This is a genomic window from Yinghuangia sp. YIM S09857 (genome assembly GCF_051388915.1).
In the GTDB taxonomy this organism is placed as follows: Bacteria; Actinomycetota; Actinomycetes; order Streptomycetales; family Streptomycetaceae; genus Yinghuangia.
The window spans coordinates 38,779-59,362 of record NZ_JBPKBH010000004.1 but is presented as its reverse complement, the minus strand read 5'-3'; the positions used below and the strand labels follow the sequence as shown (position 1 = coordinate 59,362).

General features: G+C 73.0%; 18 protein-coding genes and 1 pseudogene. 6 read left to right on the top strand and 13 right to left on the bottom strand.

From position 1 onward, the window contains the following. Positions 1-233 precede the first annotated feature (233 nt). Positions 234-815 (bottom strand): Dps family protein, encoded by a 582-nt coding sequence (locus ACRX5S_RS09070; RefSeq protein ID WP_436772298.1) that lies wholly within the window; start codon positions 813-815, stop codon positions 234-236. 181 nt (positions 816-996) lie between these two features. Here ACRX5S_RS09070 and ACRX5S_RS09065 point away from each other — a divergent pair, with 181 nt between their 5' ends. Then, on the top strand, positions 997-1,494 hold the full coding sequence (locus ACRX5S_RS09065) for a hemerythrin domain-containing protein (protein ID WP_436772297.1): 498 nt from the start codon (positions 997-999) through the stop codon (positions 1,492-1,494). A 24-nt stretch (positions 1,495-1,518) separates the two neighbouring features. Here the strand turns inward: ACRX5S_RS09065 and ACRX5S_RS09060 are convergent, their stop codons facing one another. Beyond that, positions 1,519-1,710 carry a hypothetical protein gene (locus tag ACRX5S_RS09060; RefSeq protein WP_436772296.1) on the bottom strand — a complete coding sequence of 64 codons (192 nt, stop codon included), beginning with the start codon at positions 1,708-1,710 and terminating at the stop codon, positions 1,519-1,521. A gap of 593 nt (positions 1,711-2,303) precedes the next feature. Between ACRX5S_RS09060 and ACRX5S_RS09055 the strand changes: the two genes are divergently transcribed. Together ACRX5S_RS09055 and ACRX5S_RS09050 are read left to right on the top strand one after the other, a co-directional pair. Beyond that, positions 2,304-2,909, top strand: coding sequence for a flavodoxin family protein (locus ACRX5S_RS09055; RefSeq protein ID WP_436772295.1), 606 nt, complete (start codon positions 2,304-2,306; stop codon positions 2,907-2,909). 37 nt (positions 2,910-2,946) lie between these two features. After that, positions 2,947-4,128 carry a zinc-dependent alcohol dehydrogenase gene (locus ACRX5S_RS09050; RefSeq protein WP_436772743.1) on the top strand — a complete coding sequence of 394 codons (1,182 nt, stop codon included), beginning with the start codon at positions 2,947-2,949 and terminating at the stop codon, positions 4,126-4,128. On the opposite strand, the gene ACRX5S_RS09045 is transcribed toward ACRX5S_RS09050, so the two are convergent. The 3 genes from ACRX5S_RS09045 to ACRX5S_RS09035 all read right to left on the bottom strand — a co-directional run bounded on the left by ACRX5S_RS09045 (position 4,106) and on the right by ACRX5S_RS09035 (position 9,317). Continuing rightward, positions 4,106-6,649, bottom strand: a complete 2,544-nt coding sequence (locus tag ACRX5S_RS09045) for a molybdopterin oxidoreductase family protein (protein ID WP_436772294.1) — start codon at positions 6,647-6,649, stop codon at positions 4,106-4,108. The genes ACRX5S_RS09050 and ACRX5S_RS09045 overlap by 23 nt on opposite strands. Positions 6,650-6,865: 216 nt before the next feature. Next, positions 6,866-7,153, bottom strand: a complete 288-nt coding sequence (locus ACRX5S_RS09040; protein ID WP_436772293.1) for a hypothetical protein — start codon at positions 7,151-7,153, stop codon at positions 6,866-6,868. 427 nt (positions 7,154-7,580) lie between these two features. After that, positions 7,581-9,317, bottom strand: coding sequence for an amidase (locus tag ACRX5S_RS09035; protein WP_436772292.1), 1,737 nt, complete (start codon positions 9,315-9,317; stop codon positions 7,581-7,583). Between the two features lie 139 nt (positions 9,318-9,456). Here ACRX5S_RS09035 and ACRX5S_RS09030 point away from each other — a divergent pair, with 139 nt between their 5' ends. After that, positions 9,457-10,518 carry a LacI family DNA-binding transcriptional regulator gene (locus tag ACRX5S_RS09030; RefSeq protein WP_436772291.1) on the top strand — a complete coding sequence of 354 codons (1,062 nt, stop codon included), beginning with the start codon at positions 9,457-9,459 and terminating at the stop codon, positions 10,516-10,518. 254 nt (positions 10,519-10,772) lie between these two features. On the opposite strand, the gene ACRX5S_RS09025 is transcribed toward ACRX5S_RS09030, so the two are convergent. The 3 genes from ACRX5S_RS09025 to ACRX5S_RS09015 all read right to left on the bottom strand — a co-directional run bounded on the left by ACRX5S_RS09025 (position 10,773) and on the right by ACRX5S_RS09015 (position 13,036). Next, positions 10,773-11,156: a transglycosylase family protein gene (locus tag ACRX5S_RS09025; RefSeq protein WP_436772290.1), complete on the bottom strand. Its 384-nt coding sequence runs from the start codon at positions 11,154-11,156 to the stop codon at positions 10,773-10,775. A 555-nt stretch (positions 11,157-11,711) separates the two neighbouring features. After that, on the bottom strand, positions 11,712-12,518 hold the full coding sequence (locus ACRX5S_RS09020; protein WP_436772289.1) for an IclR family transcriptional regulator: 807 nt from the start codon (positions 12,516-12,518) through the stop codon (positions 11,712-11,714). 71 nt (positions 12,519-12,589) lie between these two features. Continuing rightward, positions 12,590-13,036 carry a winged helix-turn-helix transcriptional regulator gene (locus ACRX5S_RS09015; RefSeq protein ID WP_436772288.1) on the bottom strand — a complete coding sequence of 149 codons (447 nt, stop codon included), beginning with the start codon at positions 13,034-13,036 and terminating at the stop codon, positions 12,590-12,592. A 169-nt stretch (positions 13,037-13,205) separates the two neighbouring features. Here ACRX5S_RS09015 and ACRX5S_RS09010 point away from each other — a divergent pair, with 169 nt between their 5' ends. Both ACRX5S_RS09010 and ACRX5S_RS09005 read left to right on the top strand, forming a co-directional pair. Beyond that, positions 13,206-14,123 carry an alcohol dehydrogenase catalytic domain-containing protein gene (locus tag ACRX5S_RS09010; RefSeq protein ID WP_436772287.1) on the top strand — a complete coding sequence of 306 codons (918 nt, stop codon included), beginning with the start codon at positions 13,206-13,208 and terminating at the stop codon, positions 14,121-14,123. A gap of 241 nt (positions 14,124-14,364) precedes the next feature. Next, positions 14,365-14,667 (top strand): chaplin, encoded by a 303-nt coding sequence (locus ACRX5S_RS09005; protein ID WP_436772286.1) that lies wholly within the window; start codon positions 14,365-14,367, stop codon positions 14,665-14,667. 252 nt (positions 14,668-14,919) lie between these two features. Here ACRX5S_RS09005 and ACRX5S_RS09000 read toward each other — a convergent pair whose 3' ends face one another. The 5 genes and pseudogenes from ACRX5S_RS09000 to ACRX5S_RS08980 all read right to left on the bottom strand — a co-directional run bounded on the left by ACRX5S_RS09000 (position 14,920) and on the right by ACRX5S_RS08980 (position 20,458). Beyond that, positions 14,920-16,023 carry a right-handed parallel beta-helix repeat-containing protein gene (locus tag ACRX5S_RS09000; RefSeq protein WP_436772285.1) on the bottom strand — a complete coding sequence of 368 codons (1,104 nt, stop codon included), beginning with the start codon at positions 16,021-16,023 and terminating at the stop codon, positions 14,920-14,922. A gap of 299 nt (positions 16,024-16,322) precedes the next feature. Continuing rightward, positions 16,323-17,663, bottom strand: a pseudogene (locus ACRX5S_RS08995) (acetyl-CoA carboxylase biotin carboxylase subunit); the annotation flags it as partial. 5 nt (positions 17,664-17,668) lie between these two features. Further along, positions 17,669-18,157 carry an acetyl-CoA carboxylase biotin carboxyl carrier protein gene (locus tag ACRX5S_RS08990; protein ID WP_436772284.1) on the bottom strand — a complete coding sequence of 163 codons (489 nt, stop codon included), beginning with the start codon at positions 18,155-18,157 and terminating at the stop codon, positions 17,669-17,671. Continuing rightward, a complete protein-coding gene (gene accD / locus ACRX5S_RS08985; RefSeq protein WP_436772283.1) occupies positions 18,157-20,001 on the bottom strand; it encodes an acetyl-CoA carboxylase, carboxyltransferase subunit beta in 1,845 nt (614 codons plus the stop codon). The genes ACRX5S_RS08990 and accD overlap by 1 nt, the downstream gene beginning before the upstream one ends. 121 nt (positions 20,002-20,122) lie before the next feature. After that, on the bottom strand, positions 20,123-20,458 hold the full coding sequence (locus tag ACRX5S_RS08980) for a TcmI family type II polyketide cyclase (protein WP_436772742.1): 336 nt from the start codon (positions 20,456-20,458) through the stop codon (positions 20,123-20,125). Positions 20,459-20,584: the final 126 nt, after the last annotated feature.

The following is a 20,584-nucleotide window of genomic DNA, read 5'->3' as shown; positions in this document are numbered from 1 at the left end:
GGACCCGCCCCGCACCCGGCCCCACCCGGTCGGACCCGGTCGGACCCGGTCGCACCCGGCTCACCCCGCGTTTTACGTTTCAGGCCCGGCTCAGATCCGACTCAGGCCCAGCTCAGGCCCAGTTCAGACCCGGCTCAGACCCGACCCCGTCCCAGCTCAGACCCGAGCCCGTCCCATCCCGGACCCGGCCGCGGCCCTGGCCCCGACCCGGCGCACACCCGATCGCCCCCGACTCACACCCGCCCGTTCCCGGAGCCCTGCGCCTGCTTGGCGGCGTCCGCAAGGGACTCCGCGCCGGCGGTCGACAGCGCGCCGCCGGACTGTTCGAGGTGCGCGCGTACGAACCACTGGAACTGCTCAAGCTGCCGGAGCTGGCCGATCAGCATGTCCTGGGACGCCGGGTCGGACTCGGTCACCCCGTTGACGGCGGCGCGGTGGTCCGCGCACACGCCGTCGTACACCAGGTCCAGCGCGCCGAGGTGCGCCATGGTGTCGGCCCGGCCGAGTTCGTAGTCGGTCCAGGACCGCTCGGCGACCAGGCGCCCCGGCGTGCCGACCGGCGAGCAGCCCAGCGTCGCGATGCGTTCCGCGGTCTCGTCGACCATGGCCCGCACGGCCGCGACCTGCGGGTCGAGCATCTCGTGCACCGCGATGAAGTGCGGACCCACGACGTTCCAGTGCACGTGCTTCAGCGTCAGGTGCAGGTCGTTGAGCGCGTGCAGCCGCTGCTGAAGGGCCTTGGCCACCTGTGCGGCGTCGTCGGCCTTGAGGCCGGGCACGGTGTACGCGGGCGAACTGGTGGACGACGTGGTCATCACTGCCTCCGGATTGCTTCCTCGGTGTCACCACTACGCGGGCGATCGCTCGTCGCGGCCCGCTTTCGCGCGGCTGCCCGACGCCCGTCACCCCGAAACACCACAAAGGGGGTACGAGATCCCGAAGCGGGTACCGGCGCGGTGACCATTCCGCCGCGAATCGACCGGCTACGGAGTAGACATGGACGCGTACTCGCAGCTCATCGAGGACAACGACCGACTGCGCGCGCTGATCGCACGCTGGCGGTCCACCCCGCAATCCGTGGCGGAGCTCCTGCCCGCGACCGCCGTCGAGCTGCGGGCCACCGCCACCGCGAAGGAGCGGGAGCTGTACCCGGTGGTCGTCCGCCGCGACCCGGGCCGCACCAAGCTCGTGGACGAAGCGGTACGCACCAATCGCCAGGTCGAGGCCTTCCTGTCGGCCGCGGAACACCTCGGTCCGGAAGGCAGCGGGTTCCTCGACCAGGCGTACGAGGCGGCCGCGGCGGCCGACGGCCAATTGCTGCACGAGCGCCGCGACATCCTGCCCGCGCTCACCCCCGACCACATCCCCGACACCGAACTCGCACGGGTCGTGGAACGCCTGCACACCGCGCACCACGAGGACGTACATCGCGCCCGGGTCGCGGGTGCGGGCACGCACCCGGCGGCCGCGCGCATCGACGACGGCAGCCACTGACCGCCTTCCACGGAGTCACCGCCGTCAGGGAGCGGTCCACCGCAACGGCGGGATGTAGCGCGGGAACCCGCGGATCACCAGGCGCGCCTGCAACGCCTCCAGCGCCTCGTCGTATTGCGCGTCGGTGACGCCCAGCGCGAATGCCCGCTGCAATACCGCGAACGGGTCCGCGGCGGGCACCGGCCATCCGCCGCAGGTGCGGATGGCCGCGTCCACGGCCAACTCCATCAGCACCGCCCGCCGTCCGCCCGGGGCGACCCGCGGCGGGCTCGGGGCCGGTCGCGGCACCGGGGCGGGGGCCGTCACACCCTCGACCCGGCACGCGCGGCAGCGGGGACCATGGACGCAGCTCTCGTTCATCCGCTCTCCGAACAACCTCGCGGGCCACCGGCCGCCGACGGCCTCTGGCCGCTACTGCCCGCCGACAACGTCTCCACACCGCACGGCACGCTCGTACGCCGTGGGACCCCCGCCGCACCGCGGCGGGGAAACGACCCGTCCCACAACGACCGAACACGTACCGAGGTCACGGCCTCCGTTCGGATACCACCCGCCGAGCAGCCGCGAAACCCGCAAAACGCCGCGCCGCGGCCCGGGACCGACCAGACCGCGGCCGACACGCGACCCGACACCGCAGCCGAAGACCGCAGGCGAAGACCGCAGGCGAAGACCGCTCCCGAAGCGACCACCGGACCCACGCGCCGCCGCCCCGGCCCGCTTCCCCCGCGATCGCACGCACCCGCGGCATCGGGCCCGCGCCCCCTACTGCCGTCACGCATACGGGTGAACGAAGCGGGTAGCCGCCGGCCATGCGCGCCTTGATCATCAACTGCACCCTCAAACCGTCCCCGCAGGAGTCCAATACCCACGCCCTCGCGGCCGTCGTCGCCGACGCGCTGCGCGAGCGCGGCGTGGACGTGGAGGAAGTCCGCGCGGTGGACCTCGACATCAAGCCCGGCGTGGCGAACGACATGGGCCCGGGCGACGCGTGGCCCCAAGTCCGCGACAAAGTCCTCGCGTCCCGCATCCTCGTGTTCGCCTCGCCGACGTGGCTGGGGCGTCCGTCCTCGGTCGCCCAGCGCGTGCTGGAGCGCCTGGACGCGATGATCTCGGAGACCGACGGCGACGGCGTCCCGCGCGCGTACAACCGCGTCGCCGGGGTGGTCGTGACCGGCAACGAGGACGGCGCCCACCACGTCGTCAGCGAAATCTCCGGCGCCCTCGGCGACATCGGGTACACGATCCCGGGCCAGGCATGGACGTACTGGCACTTGGGGCCGGGTCCGGGGCCCGACTACCTGGAGGAACAGCGCGGCCACGAGTGGTCGCACAAGACCGGGCGCGCGATGGCGGCGAACCTCGCGGATGTCGCCCGTGCGCTGGAGGCGGTGCCGTTGGGCGCGCCGCCGGAGTAGCGGAACGGCCGGAACCCCCAATCCCCCAGGAGTCATGATGAAGGCCGTGACATGGCAAGGGCGTCGGGACGTACGCGTGGACACCGTCCCCGACCCCTCGATCAAGGACCCGTCCGACGTGATCGTCCGCGTCACGTCGACCGGCATATGCGGATCGGACCTCCACCTGTACGAGGTGCTGGGCGCGTTCCTCACGCCGGGCGACATCCTCGGCCACGAAGCCATGGGCGTCGTCGAGGAGGCGGGCCCCGGGGTCGACACCCTCAAGGCGGGAGACCGCGTCGTCGTGCCGTTCAACCTCTCGTGCGGCACGTGCTTCATGTGCGGGCAGGGCCTGCACTCGCAGTGCGAAACCACCCAGAACCGCGACCAGGGCACCGGCGGCTCGCTGTTCGGCTACACCCGGCTCTACGGCCAGGTCCCGGGCGGGCAGGCCGAGTTCCTCCGCGTCCCCTTCGCCGACCACTTGCCGGTCAAGGTCCCGGACGGGCCGCCGGACGACCGGTTCGTGTTCCTCTCCGACGTGCTGCCCACCGCGTGGCAGGCGGTCGCGTACGCGGACGTGCCCGCGGGCGGGACGCTCGCCGTCCTCGGCCTCGGGCCCATCGGCGAGATGGCCGCGCGCATCGCGGTGCACCACGGCGACGTGCGCGTGTTGGGCGTCGACCTGGTCCCCGAACGCCTGCGCCGCGCCGAGGCGCACGGTGTGGAGGCCCTGGACCTGCGCGAGTACGACAACGTCGCGGACGCGGTGCGCGACCGGACCGACGGCCGCGGGCCGGACGCGGTCATCGACGCGGTCGGTATGGAGGCACACGGCGCGCCGATCGCCAAGGCCGCCCAGCAACTGACGGGTCTGCTGCCGGACAAGGTGGCGGAGAAGCTGATGCGCAAGGCGGGCATCGACCGCCTGACCGCGCTGCACACCGCGATCGACATGGTCCGGCGAGGCGGCACGATCTCCGTCGTCGGCGTCTACGGCGGCATGACCGATCCGCTGCCCATGCTCACGCTGTTCGACAAGCAGATCCAATTCCGCATGGGACAGGCGAACGTGCGGCGCTGGACAGACGACATCCTGCCCCTTCTCGGCGACGACGACCCGCTGGGCACCGAGCAGTTCGCCACGCACCACATGCCGCTGGCGCAGGCCGCGGAGGCGTACGAGATGTTCCGCGCCAAGGACGACGGCGCCATCAAGGTTTTGCTGCGGCCTTGATCGACGTCCCGTCCCGCCCCCCGACCTCGTACGCCGCCACCGCCCCCGCGCCGCCCTCGGTCGCCGGTACGCCGTGCGGCTCGGCAGGCGCCGAAGCGGTCGTCGTGGGCGCCGGGGCGGGCGTACCGTCGCCGGACTCGACGAGGTCCACCCGAGCGGCGGCGGTCTTGTAGATCGGCTGCTTGGAGACCGGGTCCCAGTCGGTCACGGTCACCTCGTTCGCGGCCCTGCCGCCCTGGTCCCCCTCGGGGCCCCGGCCCGCCGGCGTGTCCCAGTAGCCGTAGTGGAACGGGACGAAGACCATGCCGTCGCGCATCTCCGTGACGCGCAGCCGACCGCGCAACGCCCCGCGCCGGCTCGCCACTTCGACCAGGTCCCCCTCGCGTGCCCCAAGGGCGCGCGCGGTCGCGGCCGACAGTTCCACCCACACCTCCGGCGCGGCGTCGCGCAGTTGCCGGACGCGGCCCGTCTTGGTCCGCGTGTGGAAGTGATAGAGCGTGCGCCCGGTGTTGAGTTGCAGCGGGTACTCGGCGCTCGTCTCCTCATCCGGCGGCAGGTACTCGGCGGCCTTGACGACCGCCTTGCCGTCCGGGTTGCGGGCGCGGTACTCCGCCTCGGTGACCGGGTCCCCGGTCGCCAGGTCCTTGCCGTAGGTCTCGCACTCGTCCGCCCCGGCCCAAGAGATGCCGTCGGTGTAGAGCCGCGGGGTGCCTTCCGGGTGCTCGTCGTTGCACGGCCACTGGATGCCGCTGCCGCCGCGCAGTCCGTCGTACGAGATGCCGGTGTAGTCGCACGGCCGGCCCGCGCTGCACCGCTTCCACGCCTCGAACGCCGACTCCGGGTCGTGCCACCCCACCAGCGGGCGGCCGTCCCGGTCGCGGAAGTCCATGCGCCGCGCGAAGTCGAGGAAGATGTCGAGGTCGGAGCGCGCCTCGCCGGGCGGTTCGACGGCCTTGTCGGACAGGTGGACGGTGCGGTCGGCGTTGGTGAACGTGCCCGTCTTCTCGCCCCACGTCGCCGCCGGGAGGACAACGTCGGCGTACTGGGCGGTCTCGGTCAGGAAGAGGTCCTGGACGACGGTGAACAGCCGCTCCTGCCCCAGGATCGCGCGGATGCGCGCGAGTTCGGGCAGGGACACGGCCGGGTTGGTGCCGCTGATCCACAGCAGGCGGATCTCGCCCTGCTCGGCCTTGCGGAAGATGTCCATGGCGGGCGTCGGCGGGGCGTCGTGCGGGACGGCCTCCGGCGCGACGTTCCACACCCGGGCGAGATCGGCGACGTGTTCGTCGTTCTGCCAGTTGCGGAAGCCCGGCAGGTCTCCGTCGGCGCCGCATTCGCGCGTGTTCTGCGCGGTCGGCTGCCCGTTCATCTGGAGGACGCCGCAGCCCGGCCTGCCGAGCATGCCCCGGACCAGGTGGAGGTTGTTGACCTGGACGGCGGCCGCGGTGGCCTGGTGCGACTGGTAGACGCCTTGCAGCACGGTGGACACCAGCCGCTGGGCCGAGCCGATGATCGCCGCGGCCTCCCGGATCGCCTCCTCGGGGACGTCGCAGATCGGCGCCGCCCAGCTCGGCGGGCATTCGGCCACCCGGGACCGCAGTTCGTCGAAGCCCACCGTGTGCGCGGCCAGGTAGGCGTGGTCGACGCGACCGGTCCGGATGAGCTCGTGGAGAAGGGCGTTCAGCAGCGCGACGTTCGTGCCGGAGCGCGGCGCGAGGTGCACGGCGGCGGCCTTGGCGACCGGGGTCGGACGCGGGTCCACGCACACCAGGCGCGGCGGCCGCGGCCCGGCCAGCCGGTCGAGGACGCGCATCCACAGCACCGGCTGCGTCTCGGCCATGTTGTGCCCGAACAGCGCGATGGTGTCGGCGTGGTCGATGTCCTCGTACGAGCCCGGCTGACCGTCGCAGCCGAACGACTCCTTCAACGATTCGGCGGCCGTCGCGGTGCACAGCCGGGTGTTGCCGTCGACGTGGTTCGTGCCGATTCCGGCGTGCGCGACCACGGAGAGCGTGTAGTACTCCTCCAGGAACAACTGCCCGCTCGTGTAGAACCCGATCGCGCCGGGTCCACGTGCGTCAAGTTGTGCCCGGGTCTCCGCGGCGATGCGGTCCATGGCGGTGTCCCAGTCGCACTCGGTCAACCGGCCGCCCTCGCGCACCAGCGGCCGGGTCAGCCGGTCGCGGGAGGCGTTCGCCTGCCAGCCGAAGAGGTCCTTGGGCCCGAGTCGGCCCCGGTTGACCCGGTCGACCGGACGGCCGCGGACGCCGACCATGCGGCCGTCGCGCACCGCGATGTCCATCGCGTCGCCGTCCGAGTGCAGGATGGACGCGGTCTGCACCCAACGCTCGACGTCGGCGGAGGCCACTCCCGGCTGAAGGAACTCGTCGGTGCGCGTCGGCCACGTACTGCCGGGAGCGTACGGCGTCCGGACACCCCACGGATCCGCGATCCGGTCGCTCGACGAGCGCGAAGGCGCTGTGGTTTGTGCTTGCGCCTGCGACTTTGCCTGGGACGACATGGCAACACCCCTTGTACGCCGGTCGGATGGACGCCGGCTGCGCTACCGCGCGTACCGCTTCGCGGCCTCGGCCCTGTTCTCTGCGGTTCGGACGCAACTCCGGAACGCGTGCCGCAGCGTGCGCGGACGGTCCCGCGGAAACGCGGCTACCCGGCGATTCGGGGTTGACCCGTACCGTTCTCGCGGCCCGGGGGCGGGTGCCATGGCGAGACCGCCTCAGCGCCGGGGCGGCGGCGGTCCCGGATTGCCGTGTGCGGCCAGCGTGTCGAGGACTTCGCGCAGATCGAGGCTTTGGTCCTGGCAGCCGGGCCCGGCGGCCGCGCCGTGCCGGAAGCCGCCCTGGGGGTCGAAGTGCGCCCACAGCGTGCGGTCGGGGAGGGACATGCGTACGGATCCGTCGGCGTGTACGGCGACTTGCCATCCGTACAGGCGTGCGGTCCAGGTCATGTGGTGTGCGTCGGGGCCGAGCGGAGGGCCCGCATCCGTCATGCCGGTGTCCGTCATGAGGTCGATGCTCCTCCCCCGCGGGCGCGCAGCCCCGGACACCCACTTTGGTGGGCGTGCCGGGGCTGCGGCGGTCGTCACGCGGCCCCGAGGCCGGGCTCTCTCGGCGCGGCGGTGATCAACTCGACCACGAACGTGGCGTACCGCGCGAACATCTCGCCGTCGGCGTCCAGGGTCTCCATGCGGCGCACGAGCTTTGCCGCGAGGGCGTACGTGTCGTCCTCGCTCAGTGCCCCGGCGTGCCAGTCGCCCGAGCACTCTCGCGCGTACTCTCCGGGCTTCCGCAGCGCGGCGGGGGTCCGCTGTGGCCATGTCGTTCACCTCCGTACGCTCGCGCGGCTACCCGCCCCCGGCGGAAACACGCCCGCGGTCGACGCACCGCGCCGGTTCGCACCGCCCTGCCGCATCGGTTCGCCGACGCCGGGCGTCAGTTCGCGGGCAACCGCGGCGTACGCGGCGGCTCGGTGCGCCGCTCGCCGGTCGCCTCGAAGGCCGCGGCGAGGGTGAGCAGGGCGTTGTCGTCGTACGCGCGGCCGGCGAACGTCAGGCCGACCGGCATACCGGTGTCGGCCATGGTGCCCATCGGCACGGTCACGGTCGGGATGCCGAGGTGCCGGGGCACGAGGTTCCCGTTCGCGACCCAGACGCCGTTGCGCCAACCGAGGTCGGCGGACGCCTCGTCGACGTCCATGTCCGCCGGACCCACGTCCGCGACCGCCGGGAACACCACGGCGTCCAGGGCGAGTTCGTCCATCCAGACTTCGAGGTCGAGGCGTCGCGTCTCCTCCAGCCCGCGCAGGCCCTCCGCCAGGTGCGGGATGTCGGTGACCGCGGCGTACGGGCGTTCCCTCACGAAGCGCGGGTATTCGCCGATCGTGTCCTCGAACCCGGCGTAGCGGTCCGGGAGTTCGCCGGGGTGCTTGGGCCAGATCCGCGTCCCGTCGACATCGGCAAGGGAGGCGAACCCGGGGTCGCCGTTGGCGCGCAGGAAGTCGTCCCACGCCCACGCCGACAAGTCCTCGATCTCGGCGGTGAGGAACTCCCGCCCGACCAGGCCGCGGGTGAACAGCGACGGCGCGCCGGGGCGGTCCGACTCGTAGTTCGAGACGACCGGGAAATCCACCTCCACGACCTCGGCTCCGGCCGCCTCCAGGTCGCGGCGGGCCGCCTCCCACAGGGCGATCACCGAGGGCCGCGCGACGATGCGCTGGCCGGTCTGGCCGCCGATGCCGCCGCCGGGGTTCGTCCCGGCCTCGGGGTCGGCGTTGATGTACATCTTCGGTACGCCGACTCGCTTGCCCGCCAAGGCAGTCCGTGCGGCGCTCGGGTCCGCGGGGGCGAGTGCCGGGTATGAGGCGGGGCGTACCTGGGACGCCTTGGGCAGCGGCACCCACGGCTGGGTCCGCCACAGGTCGCCGCGCGTCTCGGGGTCGTCGGCCACGACGACGTCGAGCAGTTCGAGCAGGTCGGCCATCGTACGGGTGTGCGGGACGACGACGTCCATGGTCGGCACGAGCGGCCAGTTGCCGCGCACCGAGATCACGCCGCGGCTGGGGGTGTACGCGCACAGCGCGTTGTTGGACGCGGGCGCCCGGCCCGACGACCAGGTCTCCTCGCCGAGGCCGAACGCGCCGAAGGACGCCGCCGTCGCGGTTCCCGAGCCGTTGGACGAGCCGGAGCCGTACGCGCTGGTCAGCCACGCGGCGTTGTACGGGCTCTCGGCGCGGCCGTACACGCCGCGCTGCATGCCGCCGTTCGCCATCGGCGGCATGTTGGTGAGGCCGATGAGCACCGCCCCGGCGGCGCGCAGCCGCTCGACGGCGAAGGCGTCGTGCCGAGCGACCAGGTGTTCGAAGGCGGGCGAGCCGGCGGCCGCGGTCAGCCCCCTGGCGAGGTAGCTGTCCTTGGCGGTGTACGGGATCCCGTCGAGCGGGCCCAGGGTCTCGCCGCGGGCGCGCCGGGCGTCGGAGGCCGCGGCGTCGGCGCGGGCGTCCGGATTGAGCACGACCACGGAGTTGAGCGCGGTGGCGGTGCCGGGCCGGTCGTAGGCGGCGATCCGGGCGAGGTAGGCGTCGAGCAGCCCGACCGCGGTGGCCGCGCCGCTTTCCAGGGCCGCGCGCAGGTCGGCGATGCCGGTCTCCACCACGTCGAATCCGCGCGTCATGCGGGTGCCTCCTGACGGCTCGGTCGAACGGACGTGCGATACGCCGCGCTCGTTGCCGGATCGATCCGGCGGCATCCGAATGTAGACAGTGCCGGATCGATCCGGCAAGTATCCGGCGGGCCGTCTAGACTCACCGCCTGTGAGCGCCCGCATAGTGACCCTGCTCGACGTCGCCCGTGCCGCCGGAGTCTCCCGGAGCACCGCGTCGGACGCCCTTCAGGGCTCCGGACGCGTCGCCGAGGCCACCCGCGCCCGGGTCCGCGCGACCGCGGACGCGCTCGGCTACCGCCCCAACAGCGCGGCGCGCCGCCTGCGCCGGGCGGGGACGGGGGCGATCGGGCTGTACCTGCCGAGGACGGCGTCCCGGCTCGACTACTACATGAACCTCGCGTTCGGCGCCGTGGCCCGCGCCCAGCACGACGACTTCGACGTGGTCCTGCTCGCCGGGACCGCCGCCCGCGGCCCGATCGCGTCGCGGGTCGACGGACTCCTGATCGTCGACCCCGACACCGCCGACCCGGCCGTCCCGGAGATGCTGGCCGCCGGGGTCCCCGTCGTGACCGGAGAGCGCTACCCGGGTCCGTCCGCGGCCCCGACCGGTGCCGTGGTCTGCGACAACGCGGCCTCGCTGACCGCGCTCCTGGACCACCTCGCCGACCGCGGCGCGCGCCGCCCCGGGCTGCTGGCCCCGCGCGGCGATTCCGCGTGGGCGCAGGCGCTGCGGATGACGGCCGCCGCATGGGGCGAGGCCCACGCGGTCCCGGTCGCCGTGCGCCCGGTCCCCTTCGCGGCCACGCCCGCAGAGGCCGCCGACGCGGCAAGCGGCCTCCTGCGCGCCGATCCGGGCGTCGACGCCGTCGTCTGCGGCCCGGACGGCGCCGCCCCGGGGGTGCTGTACGCGGCGGACGCCCTCGGCCGTACGCCCGGCCGGGACCTCCTGGTCGCCTCGTGCGTGGACGGCACCGCCACGCGCACGAGCAGCCCGCCGATCACCTCCGTCGACCTGCGGCCCGCCGAGTACGGCCGCGCGTGCGCGGAACTGCTGGCCGACATCCTGGCCGGACGCACGCCGCCCGACACGGTCCGCCCGCACGCATGGGAGCTTCGCGTACGGGCGTCCAGTGGCCCGGAAGACGGGACGGACGGCAGCCCCGACGGCGGGGCGGACCGGTCCCGTCCCGCCGCCGCACGGCCGCACTGATCCCGAGTACGGGACAGCGCCCGGGAACCGGTGATCGAAAAGTTTCGGATCGTTCCCCGATTATTCACCGCGACTATTCGCAGCACCGATTTCCCGCCCCGGGGCAACATCTGCGGACACCATTCGGGAACAACTCCCCGGAACGCCGACCCGGGAAACGCCTCCGAATTGCGCAGCCGTGCCGAACCTCCAAAAGGGAGTCGGTACACGCACTCGGAGGCGTCCCGAACTGATCCGACAAGCGCACTCGGGCCTTACGCCAGGCCCGCTCTCCGGCCGCAGACCGGCCACGCTCCCGGCCCCTGATTGGCCAGAACTCTCTCGGCGACACGAATCTGCTCGGCCTTCGACGCACGGTGCGGCATGCCCTTACCGCCGTGTTCCCGCCACGTGCTCAACTTGAACTGCAATCCGCCGTAGTAGCCGTTCCCCGTGTTGATCGACCAATTGCCGCCGCTCTCGCACTTGGCGACCTTGTCCCAGGTCCGCACGCTGACGGCGTGCGCCGGGTTCGCGGTGGCCACGGCGGCAACTGCCAACACCGGCAAGGCGATCAGGACGGCCAGCGCGCCGCGGCGGCGCCGGGGTCGGGGGTACGCCGCGGGGGTCTGGGCACGGGTGACACGACGGAGAGACATCCAGAGTCCTTCCGGAATTCCCGTGGGGCGATACGGCGGCAAATGCTCATTCGGCACTGCCGCGTCTGCGCCGGAACACCGCATGCCATGCGACGTCTCGGCATTCGCCGGGTCCGCGTCCTGGGAAGGCGCGGATCCCGGCCCTTCTGTTCGGGCCGGGAACCCACGGGGTGCGCTTTGCACATGCCTGAGAGAAAAGCAAATCCGGTTGCCAAATATCAACCACGTCGGAAGTTCCGGCAGGTCAGCCCGCGTTTCTTCGGGCGTGTCCCCGAGAGAATTCGCTCTACGCCCCGAAACTTGGAAATGAGTTTCGCTTCCGCGAACGGGATCGGAATCGGGCCGACCGACCCGTCCTACTCCGCCTACGACATCCGCTGAACGCCGTCCTCACCGAACTTCTCCGACCTCCGTGGCACGCCACCGTAGGGGTCGCCGCCGGGTCCGGCTCGCCGCCGGGCGGCAGGACGACAACGCGGCCGGCCTTCGACGGTCGACGTCGGTTCCGCCGCACAAAACAAAACTGACGGTGCGTCATGACCGTTGCGCGATACGTCAGTCCGCGTCACCCAGACCGTGGCCGAACTCCGCGGAGACCCGGGCGGCGGCCTCGGTGACGCGCGCCGCGCGCTCCGCGACCGCCTGGCGGAACCGGAACTGCGGCCCGGCCAGGCTGATCACGCCGATGACGCAGCCGTCGTGGTCGAGCACGGGCGCCGCCACCGCGGCCGTACCCTCCTGGCGCTCCCCGACCGAAGTGGCGTAGCCGCGCTTGCGGATGAGGCCGATCTCCTTGCGCAGCGCGGCCGCGTTGGTGACGGTGCGCTCGGTCAGCGCCGCCAGCCGCGACTGCGCGAGGTAAGCGTCGATTTCATCGTCGGGCAGGAAGGCGAGAATCGCCTTGGACGAGGCGCCGGCGTGCAGCGGGTACGGCGTGCCGAGCGACACCTCGATGCGCAACTCGCTGGCGGGCAGCACCTGGTCGACGTACAGCCGGGTGTCGCCGCGGCGGACCGAGAGGGTGGCCGTCTCGTCGCATTCGGAGGCCAGCGCGCGCAGTTCGGGCGCGGCGAGCATGCGCAGGTCGGTGCGTGCGAGATACGCCCGGCCGAGTGCGACGGCGGCGGGCCCCAGCGCATAGCGGCGGGTCGTCGGATCGGCCGTCACCAGGCGGCGGCTGCGCAGGGCGGTGAGGATGCGGTGCACGGCGCCCTTGGTGATGCCGAGTTCCTGGGCGATCTCGGTGACACCCATGTCGGGGCGCCCGCTGCGGCCCAGCAACAGCAGGACGTCCATGGCGCGTTCGACCGCCGCGATGGACTTGCTGGTGGATTCCTCGGCTTCGGCGACGACCCCTGGCACGGAACGCTCCTCGATTGGCGGAACGCCATGATAGCCGTCGCGGCGCCTCGGTTTCTCCTGGCGAAACGAGGTCAGGGCGTACCGTGCGCGTGGTCGTAGCCGTCGCGGTTGGTCTGGACTTCGGCCATGTGGCTTTCCGCCCACACCTTCACGCCGTACATGAGCTCCTGGAGCGAGCGGCCGAGGTCGGTCAGCTCGTAGGTGACGGTGACCGGCACCGTCGGCGTCACGGTCCGGGTGACCAGCCCGTCGCGCTCCAGCGAACGCAGGGTCTGCGTCAGCATCTTCTGGCTGACGCCCGAGATCCGGCGGGCCAGGTCGGAGTAGCGCATCGGCCGCGGTTCGCCGGTGCACACGGCCCCCGGGTGCGGGCCGTCCCCGCTGAGGGCGGCGAGGACGAGCGCGACCCACTTGTCGGAGATCCGCTCCAGGAGTTGACGGCTCGGACACCCCGCCAGGAACGCGTCGTACTCCGCCTTGGCCCCGGCCCGCCGCTGGGACGCGGTCGTGGTCGCCATGACCCACTCCTTCTCCGCTCGGAGAGTTACGCACTCTCAGGTGCCTACTTCCCTGGGGGAAGTGAACACGTCCATGGTTGTCGTGTCGGTCAGCGATGGCAAGACCCCCCACCGGCCCCTCGCAGGCCGCTTGCAGGTCTCCCACCAACCGCTCGAAGGAGCAGACGCCATGAACACGACGACCTCCCGCCAGGCCGTGGTCCGTACTCCGTCCGGCCCGCAGTCGGTCGAGATCATCGCCGTCCCGCCCGCCAAGCCGGGCCCCGGCGAGGTCCGGGTCAAGATCGCCGCAGCCGCGGTCAACCCGGTCGACCTGGGCGTGGCCGCCGGCGTCTTCCACCGGTTCGGTCTGGTCCACCAGCCGGAACACACCGGTCTCGGCTGGGACTTCGCCGGCACCGTCGACGCCGTCGGCTCCGGCGTGGAGTTGCCGCGCGGCACCCCGGTCGCCGGGTTCATCGACGGCTTCGACCGTGACCACGGCTCCCACGCGGACCACCTCGTCGTCCCGGCCGCGAACGCCGTCCCGGTGCCGGACGGCCTGGACCTGATCGCGGCGGCGACGGTGCCGCTCAACGCGACCGCCGCGGCCCAGCTCGTCGCGATGCTCGGCGATGCGGCAGGCGAGGCCCGGCGGCTGCTGGTCACGGGCGCGGCCGGGGCGGTCGGGGCGTACGCCGCCGTGCTCGCCCAGGAGCGCGGCTGGCGGGTGACCGGCGTTGCCCGGGCGGCCGACGAAGAGTTCGTCAGGGGCCTCGGCGTCGACTTCGCCACCGGTCTCGGGCAGGGGTGGGACGCGGTGGCCGATGCCGGAGCCATGCAGGAGCAGGCCCTGGCGGCGGTACGCGACGGCGGCCGTTTCATCGGTGTGCAGCCGGCGGCGCGGCTGCCCGAGGAACGCGGCGTCGCCGTCGACGTCGTGACCGCGTCCCCGGACGCGGCACTCCTCGCCGGGCTGCTCGGCCGCGCGGTGGCCGGAGACCTGCCGGTCCGCGTCCACGCGGTCGCCCGGCTCGCGGACGTCGCCTCGGCGTACGAGACGATGGCCAAGGGCGGCGTACGGGGACGGATCGTCCTCGTCCCGTGACCGGCAGGCGCCGGCCGCCCTCGCCCGCGGCGCCCCGCACGTCCCACTTTGCGGAACAGCATGTTGCGACCCGCAGATCCCGAGGCCGCGCCCCACGGATCCGAGCCCGACACCACGCCGAACCCGGCCGCGCATGACGCCTTCGAGTGATCAAACGGCATCGGGAGTGGCCCCGAGGGCGTCCCCTCGTTGGCTCTGATTGCGGCGCCGCTCGGGTGCCGCCCCAGGAACGGAGAATTCCATGACGGTCAAGAAGGCGCTCGTCGTCGCCGCGGGTGCGGCCGCGCTCGTGGCGGGCGGCAGCGGTGCGGCGTTCGCCGGCTCGGACGCGGACGGCGCGGCGGTCGGCTCCCCGGGCGTGCTGTCCGGCAACCTGATCCAGGTTCCGGTCCACGTGCCGGTCAACGTGTGCGGCAACACCGTGAGCGTCATCGGCGTGCTGAACCCGGCGTTCGGCAACTTCTGCGCGAACGTCGACGGCACCCACCACGACAAGCCGCTCACCCCGCCGATGGCCCCGGGCCACCACGGCGGCAAGTGGTAATACCCCTGTGTCCGGTCGCGGCCGCGTTCCCCCGCGCGGCCGCGGCCGACACGCCATGGCCCGCAGGCAAGCCGTCGGAACTCGCCTGCGGGCCATGCCAGTTGGATCGGACGGCCGCAGGCTGCCCGACCCCCGTCAGGAGCGTGCGGTCACGGCCCGGTGCTGTGGATCGGACGACCGCGGACCGCCCGGCCCCGTCAGGAGCGTGCGGTCACGGCCCGATGCTGTGGCTGTCCTCCGGCCGTCACCCGGCTATCCCCCGCAAATGTGCGTCGGCTGCGCGGTGGCACAGGAATTCGCCGCATAGCGGTTGCCGGTGCCCCGCGGGTCGCGTTCGGCGATGTCGGCGGGAGCGTTGCGCAGCAGGGTGTTCGCGGTGATCTCCTGGAACGACGTGCCCTCGCCGGTGAAGCTGGGCACCATCGCGATGCCGCCCGACATCGGCGAGTCGCCCTGGTTGTCGGTGATGATGTTGGCGCGCACCCGCACGCCCTGCGCGCCCGTGAGGACGATCCCCGACCCCTGGATGTGCGCGATCCGGTCGTTGCCGGGGCAGTAACGGTTGTTCGCGGCAAGGGTGTTGCCCGCGATGTCGAGGTCCCCGGCGACCGGCCGGGTCTCGTCGCCGACCACGAACACGCCCGCGCAGTTGGCGGTCAGGCGGTTCGCCGTCACGGCGATGTGCGTGGTACGCCGCAGGTGCACGCCGATCCGGTTGCCGGACGCCCGGTTCCCCGCGACCGCAGAGCCCGGCCCGGAGGTCTCGTCGCCGACGAACAGCCCGGACTGCACGTTGTCCTCGGCCACGTTGCCGCTGAAGACGCCGTGTGCGGAGAACTCCTGGCCGATGCCGTGGGCGCCGTTGTGCCGGGCCGTCACCGCGGCGACGGTGAGCCCGTCGGCGTGCTTGCCCATGACCCCGCTGCCGGGGAACCCGGAGACGGTCACGGACTCGACGCGCACCCCGGAGACCGGGTGTTCCGGCGTCCCGAACACGCAAATCCCGTGACCCGCCTGGACGCAGGCCTCGGCAGCCCCGTCGCGCGCACCGACCGCCGCGGCGGTCTTCGCGTCCGACGACGCCGGCCTGGCTCCCGACGACGCGGCCTTGGCGCCCGGCACCGGGACGATCTCCGCGCCACCGCCCCGCGGCCCGCGCAGCGTGACGCGGTCGGTCGCGATGAACACGCTGCCCTCGTACGTTCCCGCCGCGAGCTCGACGACATCCCCGGGCGCCGCCGCGTCGACGGCGGCCTGCACCGACCCGCCGGGCGCCACCGAGTGCACCCGGCCCTCGGCACGCGCGACGGGGGCGGCGAGAGCGACCGTCGTCGCACAGGCCGTCAGCGCGGCCATGGCGCTTACTGCGGTGCCGTGGCGTAGCGATCGAAATCGGGCAGGTCCGGGTCGCGCAGGGGTTCGCCCGGCTTCGCAATGCCCTGGAGAGGACGGTGGCCGGGCTCCGACGGCCGGGCGGGCGTCGGAGCGGGTGGTGCTGCGGGGTCCGGACATGCTGATCGTTCCGCCTTCGTGTCGTGCGTCGGGTCGTGCTCGATTGACTGCTTGGGGTCCTGCTTCTGGTCCTGCTTCGCCGCCCGCCTCGGGTCCTGACCGTTGCCCCGCGCGGTCGCGCCAGCCTCTTCGGCCCCCTCAGCCGACATCGACTCCGCAAGCGCGGTCGTATGCGTCGCGGCCGCGAACTCGGGCCGGGCCAGGACGCGCCGGAGGAAGGGCATCGTCGTGCGCATGCCGGGGCCCTCGACGCGGAACTCCGCGAGCGCCCGGTCGGCGCGGGCGATCGCCTCGTCCCGGTCCGGTGCCCACACCACGGCCTTGGCCAACAGCGAGTCGTAGTGCGGCCCGACGGTCCATCCGGCGAACGCGTGGGTGTCCACCCTGACGAACGGACCGCCGGGCGGCACGAATTCGGTGAGGCATCCGGGCGTGGGCACGAATCCGCGGTCCGGGTCCTCCGCATTGACCCGGCACTCGATCGCGGTTCCGCGTACCACCACGTCCTCCTGACGCAGCGTCAGCGCCGCGCCGCCGGCGATGCGGAGCTGCTGGCGGACCAGGTCGACACCGGTCACCATCTCGGTCACCGGATGTTCCACCTGGAGACGGCAGTTGACCTCCATGAGGTGGAACTCCTGGGACGGCGACACCACGAACTCGAAGGTGCCCGCGCCCACATACCCCACCGACCGGGCGCCGCGCAGGGCCGCCTCGCACATCGCGTCGCGCACGTGCGGGTCCAGCCCGGGCGCCGGCGCCTCCTCGACGAGCTTCTGGTGCCGCCGCTGCACCGAGCAGTCGCGTTCGCCGAGGTGGACGGCGCCGCCGTGCTGGTCGCAGAGGACCTGGACCTCGACGTGCCTGGCGTCCTCGACGTACTTCTCCAGGTAGACGCGGTCGTCGCCGAAGACGGCGCGCGCGTGCGCGCGGGTCTCCGCGTACGCCCACGAGAGCCTCCCCGGGTCGCGGACGACCTGCATGCCGCGTCCGCCGCCGCCCGCGACCGCCTTGAGGATGACGGGGTAGCCGACCGCCGCCGCGATCTCGGCGGCCTCCCCCGGCGAGGCAAGCGGTCCGCAACTGCCGGGCAGCACCGGGAGTCCGGCGTCGGCCATGGCTGTTCGCGCCTCGGCCTTGTCGCCGAGCCGCTGCATGACCTCCGGCGGCGGGCCGATGAACGTGATGTCGTGGGCGGCGCAGATCTCCGCGAAGTCGGGGTCCTCGGACAGGAATCCGTAGCCCGGGTGGATCGCGTCGGCGTGCGTGGCGCGGGCCGCCTCGATGATCGCGGGGATGTTCAGGTAGCTGGAGCGCGCGGGCGGCGGGCCGATGTGCACTGCGGCGTCGGCACAGCGGACCGCGGCGGAGTCGCGGTCGGCGGTCGAGTAGACGGCCACGCTGCGCAGGCCCGCCTCCCGGCAGGCGCGGACCACGCGCAGGGCGATCTCGCCGCGGTTGGCGACCAGGACGGTTGACAGCAACGCCATCACCCGCTGCCCAGGGGTTCGAGGGCGATCAACGGCTGGTCGTACTCGACGGGTTCGGCGTCGGAGACGACCATCTCGACCACGCGGCCGGCGACGTCGGCCGTGATGGGGTTCATCATCTTCATCACTTCGAGGATTCCGATGGTCTGGCCCGGCTGGACGACGTCCCCGATGCCCACGAACGGCCGTGCCCCCGCGTCCGGCGCGTGGTAGAAGGTGCCGACCATCGGCGCCCGGACGAACAGCGCGGCGGCATCGGGTGATTCGCCCGACGCCGCCGGACTTCCCGGCGAAACGGCCACGGGTGCCGCCGAGTCGGCCTTCCCCGCGGCGCCGGCGATCGGGGCGGTCTCGACCCGCAGCGCCGGACCGGCGTCGGCGACCCAGTCGATCTGGATCACCGTGCCCGCCGTCTCCAGGCGCAGGCGGCGCGGGGACGGCTGCGCCTCCTCGGCCAACCCGTGCGGTGTCTCGTTGTGAACGGTCATCAGGACACTCCTTGCTGCGCGCGCTTGGGGGCATGCGTGGTGGCCCCGAACGCGCGGAATCGGGCGCGGCGTTCGCGCACGAGCAGGTCTGCGGGGACGCCGCGCAACTCGGCGAGCAGCGGGCGCACCGCCTCGCGCAGCAGGACGGCGGCCTCGCCGACGTCGGTGTGCGCGCCGCCGGGAGGCTCGGGCACGATCGCGTCCACCACCCCCATGCCGAGCAGGTCGGCGGCCCCGATGCGCAGCGCCGCGGCGGCGACCGGCGCGGCGGCCGGGTCCTTCCACAGGATCGCCGCGCACCCTTCCGGGCTGATCACCGAGTAGACGCCGCGCTCGCTGATGAGCACCCGGTCGGCGACCGCCAGCGCGAGCGCTCCCCCGCTGCCGCCCTCGCCGGTGACCACGGTGACGACCGGCACCGGGAGGCGCGACATGAGGCGCAGGTTCTCGGCGATGGCCGCGGCCTGGCCGCCGCGTTCGGCGTCGAGGCCGGGGTTCGCCCCGGGGGTGTCGACGAGGGTGATCACCGGCAGGCGCAGTTTCGCGGCCATGCGCATCAGGCGGGCGGCCTTGCGGAAGCCCGCGGGCGTGGCCATGCCGAAGTGCCGCCGCTGCCGCTCGCCGAGGTCGGCGCCGCCCTTGTGGTGGCCGACGAACATGACGGGCCGGGCGTCCAGGAGTCCGATGCCGCCGACGACGGCCGGGCAGTCGTCGCCGAGGCGGTCGCCGTGCAGTTCGTGGAAGTCCTCCAGCACGTGCGCGGCGTAGTCGAGAGCGGAGGGGCGCTCGGGGTGGCGCGCGAGGCGTACCGCGTCCCAACTGTCGGTGTCCCCGTCCGCCGGTGCGCACATCGGGGCTGTGGCGAGGAGGCGCTTGGCGGCGGTGACCTGACGGCGTTCGGCGACTCCGTTGGGGTGCCCGGTGGTTCCCGACGCGTGGGCGGCGTCGTACTCGTTCGGCGTGGTCTGGTCGCCCACCGCGAGAAAGTAGCCAAGTGTGCGCCGGAGTTGGGCACGCGGCACGATGGCGTCGACCATGCCGTGCGCCAGGAGGAACTCGGCGGTCTGGAAACCGTCCGGGAGGCGTTCGCCGATGGTCTGCTCGATCACGCGCGGCCCGGCGAAGCCCATGCGGGCGCCGGGCTCGATGAGGATGATGTCGGCGAGCGTGGCGTACGACGCCGCGACGCCGCCGTACGTGGGGTCGGTGACCAGCGACACGACCAGGACCCCGGCCTCGTCGAGTTCGCCGAGCGCCTGCGCGGTCTTGGCCATCTGCATCAGCGACAGCGCGCCCTCCTGCATGCGCGCGCCACCGGAGGCGGTGACCAGCAGCAGGGGCGTGTGGGTGCGCAGGCTCTCCTCGGCGGCCAGCGTGATGAGCTCGCCGACCGCGCAGCCGAGGCTGCCGCCCAGGAACCGGAAGTCCATGGCCACGACCACGACCGGGCGGCCCTCGATGCGCGCGTGTGCGGCGATCGCGGCGTCGGCCATGCCGGTCGCGGCGCGGGCCTCGCCGAGACGTTCCCGGTACGGGCGTGAGTCGACGAACTCCAGCGGGTCGTGCGGAGCGACGCCGGCGTCGATGGGCACTTCGGTGCCGGGGTCGAGCAACTGGTCCAGGCGTTCGCGTGCGGTCAGGCGGGCGTGCGCGCCGCAGTCGGGGCACACGGACAGGACGCGACGGAAGCGCTTGCCGTACACGAGCTCGGCGCACTGGCGGCAGCGCACCCACTCGGCCTCCACCGCGGCCGCAACAGCCCGCGGCACCGCTGCTGCATGGCCGCGGACGGGCGTCCGAGCGGCGGACTCCGCGGCGGCGGGGCGGTTCTCGATGTCGACCATCTGTCTCCTCCGCGTGTCGGGGCGGTTGCGGCTGCTGCGCTCACGAGGCTCGTAAGGCTCACCGGGTTCGTGAGACTCACCGAGTTCGTGAGACCCACCGGGTTCGTGAGACCCACCGGGTTCACGAGCCGGTCGGCCGCTCCCAGCGGTAGAACTCGTGCGCCATCGCGTCCTTGGGCCCGCGCCAGGTCTCCGGGTCGTACGCCGTGATGTGCCGCGACAGCCGGTCGCTGACCGCGCGGAACTCCGGGTGGCCGGTCACCTCGGAGACGGCGGCGGCCGGCGGCCGGTCGGCCTCGATCAGGTGCAGGTACAGGTCGTCGCCGAAGCGGAACAGGCTGCGCCCGGTCACCCCGACGAGTCCGGGCAGGTCGCCCCGGTCCGAGGCGGCGAAGATGGCGGCGACGTCGTCGGCGGCGCCGGGCCGCATGCGGGCGACGATCAGGCTTCGGTACACGGGAACGCTCACGTCTGCTTCTCCGGTTCACAGTGCTGCGGGACGGGGCTTGCCGCGCTCCCCGGCCCGGTCGGGCGGCGAGGGCGGCCGGCGGTACGGGCGGAGCGGGTGCGCCGGGACGCGGTG

What these genes read in the sequence shown, in the direction of transcription:
- ACRX5S_RS09005 (WP_436772286.1), top strand. Translation starts at nt 14,365, where the DNA reads ATGACGGTCAAGAAGGCGCTCGTCGTCGCCGCGGGTGCGGCCGCGCTC.
- ACRX5S_RS08990 (WP_436772284.1), bottom strand. Translation starts at nt 18,157, where the DNA reads ATGACCGTTCACAACGAGACACCGCACGGGTTGGCCGAGGAGGCGCAG.
- ACRX5S_RS09025 (WP_436772290.1), bottom strand. Translation starts at nt 11,156, where the DNA reads ATGTCTCTCCGTCGTGTCACCCGTGCCCAGACCCCCGCGGCGTACCCC.
- ACRX5S_RS09050 (WP_436772743.1), top strand. Translation starts at nt 2,947, where the DNA reads ATGAAGGCCGTGACATGGCAAGGGCGTCGGGACGTACGCGTGGACACC.
- ACRX5S_RS09000 (WP_436772285.1), bottom strand. Translation starts at nt 16,023, where the DNA reads ATGGCCGCGCTGACGGCCTGTGCGACGACGGTCGCTCTCGCCGCCCCC.
- ACRX5S_RS09055 (WP_436772295.1), top strand. Translation starts at nt 2,304, where the DNA reads ATGCGCGCCTTGATCATCAACTGCACCCTCAAACCGTCCCCGCAGGAG.
- ACRX5S_RS09065 (WP_436772297.1), top strand. Translation starts at nt 997, where the DNA reads ATGGACGCGTACTCGCAGCTCATCGAGGACAACGACCGACTGCGCGCG.
- accD (WP_436772283.1), bottom strand. Translation starts at nt 20,001, where the DNA reads ATGGTCGACATCGAGAACCGCCCCGCCGCCGCGGAGTCCGCCGCTCGG.
- ACRX5S_RS09010 (WP_436772287.1), top strand. Translation starts at nt 13,206, where the DNA reads ATGAACACGACGACCTCCCGCCAGGCCGTGGTCCGTACTCCGTCCGGC.
- ACRX5S_RS09035 (WP_436772292.1), bottom strand. Translation starts at nt 9,317, where the DNA reads ATGACGCGCGGATTCGACGTGGTGGAGACCGGCATCGCCGACCTGCGC.
- ACRX5S_RS09045 (WP_436772294.1), bottom strand. Translation starts at nt 6,649, where the DNA reads ATGTCGTCCCAGGCAAAGTCGCAGGCGCAAGCACAAACCACAGCGCCT.
- ACRX5S_RS09040 (WP_436772293.1), bottom strand. Translation starts at nt 7,153, where the DNA reads ATGACGGACACCGGCATGACGGATGCGGGCCCTCCGCTCGGCCCCGAC.
- ACRX5S_RS09070 (WP_436772298.1), bottom strand. Translation starts at nt 815, where the DNA reads ATGACCACGTCGTCCACCAGTTCGCCCGCGTACACCGTGCCCGGCCTC.
- ACRX5S_RS09015 (WP_436772288.1), bottom strand. Translation starts at nt 13,036, where the DNA reads ATGGCGACCACGACCGCGTCCCAGCGGCGGGCCGGGGCCAAGGCGGAG.